This is a genomic window from Thermogutta sp. (genome assembly GCF_039793925.1).
GTDB lineage: Bacteria > Planctomycetota > Planctomycetia > Pirellulales > Thermoguttaceae > Thermogutta.
In genome coordinates this window covers 1-2,747 of the sequence record NZ_JBAMME010000317.1, presented here as the reverse complement: position 1 = coordinate 2,747, position 2,747 = coordinate 1, and the positions used below count along the sequence as shown (strand labels likewise).

General features: G+C 58.9%; 2 protein-coding genes. Both read right to left on the bottom strand.

The features are described 5' to 3' along the window. The coding region (locus ABJK56_RS17400) for an FAD-dependent oxidoreductase (protein WP_347245952.1) at positions 1–1,389 on the bottom strand (1,389 nt) is incomplete at its 3' end. A 259-nt stretch (positions 1,390–1,648) separates the two neighbouring features. Then, entirely contained in the window at positions 1,649–2,359 is a 711-nt protein-coding gene (locus tag ABJK56_RS17395; protein WP_347245951.1) for a flavodoxin family protein, read from the bottom strand. Positions 2,360–2,747 lie beyond the last annotated feature (388 nt).

Below are 2,747 nucleotides of genomic sequence, written 5' to 3'. Positions count from 1 at the left end.
CAAGGCGCACAGGGCTGCTGCCGTGCCGGCCGCCTGGCCCTGCGCCATACAGGAGACTGTGTTGCGCGTGGACATATGGGCGATGAAGTCCGAAGTGATCATCATCCCCGCACACCAGAGATTGTCCAGACCGGCCACACACAGCGCGCGATAGGGCATACCGTACGTGCCGCCATTTTTGATTTGATAGCGAGGAGCCAGATCGTGGAACCCATAAACGTAAACTTCATCTTCGAAGTGGCGACCTTCGAGGACCTCTTCGCGGGAGATGTCGTAATCACACTGGATGCAGCGAGCCCGACGAATATTGAGACGCGGAGCAGTCCGCGCGATGAAAGCCTTTTCGCATCCTGGCACATACTTTCGGAAAAGCTCCACCGCGCGGGCCTGACGTTTCCGCAATTCCAGCTCGGCCGCCGTCACGGCATCGCGGTTTGTGGGACTCACCGGCATTTTGAAGTTGAGTTTGATGAACATGAAGTAATTATCGTGGACCGTGGTGGTGACGGTGGACATACCAATCTCGGCGGCCTCGCGATGGAATCCCTCCGGCAGTTTGACCACCCGGCCTTCTAGCCGCACAATCTGGCCCTCCTGGCCATCGCGCCACCCGCGGGCAAGCTCTGTAAGGGCGTCATGAGACTTAAGAAAGTCGTAATACTTCTCGACGTTAACGTTTGCCACGCCAATGCTGTTGGCGACTGGGTAATCGTTGGGTTCTGTGTAACTGGCCCCAGCGTAAGCGGCGAGATCGCCATAAGCGGTGCAGTCCACGAAAGAGTGGGCCACAAAGGCCTCGCGGCCGGCGCGGCTCTCGGTGACCGCGGCCACGAGTGTATCGCCCGACCGGATGGCGCTCACAAGGAGCGTGTTGAGGAAAAGTTGGACACCGGCCTCGGCCAGCATTTCCATGGTGACCAATTTGTACATTTCAGTGTCGATGGCGGTGCACACTGAATCGTAGTTGAAACCCAATTCCATTTCGGCATGGCCGGTGCAGGCCCCCCGGGCAAGAAGGCGATCGATGATTTTCTGCGGAATTCCCCGAACAACCTGCTTCTTTTCCACGCTGGGAAAAGCCTTCCACAAATTGAAAAAGCTGTGGAGTGCGGTTCCGCCTTCTGTCACCGTGCCGCCGGTATACCCCTTCGCCTCGATGAGTGCTGTTTTGGCTCCCTGAGCCGCCGCGGCCAGCGCTGCCACCACTCCTGCCGTTCCGCCACCAGCAATGACCACATCGAACTTGCGGACCGGCAAACGTCGGGCTGGTTCGACGAGAAACTCCCCATCCGGCGGCAAAGTTTCTGAGGGTGCTGGACCGTTGCCCAGTGTGAGAGCGCTCCCTGTTCCCCATGCTAACAGCGCTTTGTGAAAGTCTCGCCGATCCATACGTTGTCTCCACGATAAGGTGACCCGGGTCTCTTGGACCCTATTCCACGCTTCTGCCGGTAGCGAACTTCGGGAGCACCAGCGCGACGAACGGTTACCCCAGTGATCCGACACGGCGCATACTCGCCGTCGGTCCATCACCCCTCCCCCAGGTGCGCAAAGCACCTCATAACTTTAGCGGACCGGCCGAATGACCCGGTTTTCTGCGGTCGGCTCTGGTGCAGGGCTCATTTCAGCAATGGCGAGGAACCGCGTCTTTTTATGCCTGGTTCATTTTGAGCGCAAGTTGTGCAATATGTCGACCGAGGTCCTGCGCTGTCTTCACGCCAAATTCATCCGTCGAAATGTCGTCGTTCGCGCTGTTCCATAAGGTCGCGCCGAAATGGCCGGTGGGGCGGCCGTCTCCCACAATGGCCATCTCATGACACATCAGCGCCCGGGTAATGGAGTGGAGGACGTATTCCTGTCCCCCATTGCGGGCAGCCCCGACGGCCAGTGCACCGGCTAGCTTTCCAGAGAGTTTAAACTCCTTCCGAAACGCCTGTCCCAGCCGGTCGATGAATGCTTTGCACAGTGTGCTGACATTCGCATAGTGGACGGGCGAGCCTACGATGAGAGCCGCCAACCGAGGATCTGCTATGACCTCCGCTACCGCCGGAAAGTCGTCTTTGACCCCCTCCGGAAGCGGCAGGCCCAGGGCCGGCTCGACCGGGATGGAAAGCCCCGCTAACTCAACGAGAACGACCTCGATTTTGTCGGGCGCTACGGCTCGTGCGGCATCCAGAACAATTCTCAGTCCCTGCGCTGTGGTTTTGCCCTTGCGGGGGCTCGTGGAGACGGCCACGATCTTGATGGGAGCGGTCGATGCGGGGGCTTCTGCCCAGAGGCTGCTTCCCAGAACACCGCTCAGTGCGGCCGACCCCAATCCGGCTGTCCGCAAAAAATCACGCCGCGAAACATCGTGAGACATCGTGCGTCCTCCCTTCAGCTCGCAAGCCAACCTACCAAAACCCGTTCCCCTGATAGTTTTGGCGCCCCGTGCCCTGAGCTCCTGACGACAAGCTTCCTCGGCAAAAAGCTCACAACCCATGGGCTCTCAAACACGAACGCACGGGTTCACTGCTCGAATGGGATCCCCATTCCCAGCGGGCATTGTAACCCGCCAAACGTCGACTGCAAGAGACCCCAAAGCGGCCTGATGAGGAGAACAATGCACCATCCCCACGGAGGGGGGCAGTTATCGCGCTTGAGGAAAGCGCGGCGGGGTTTGAGGTAGTGTCAAACGCCCAGGTTGAGAACTCCGGGAAATTTCCACCAAGTTTTTGGAAGACTTTGCCGATTATTCCGACAACGACGAT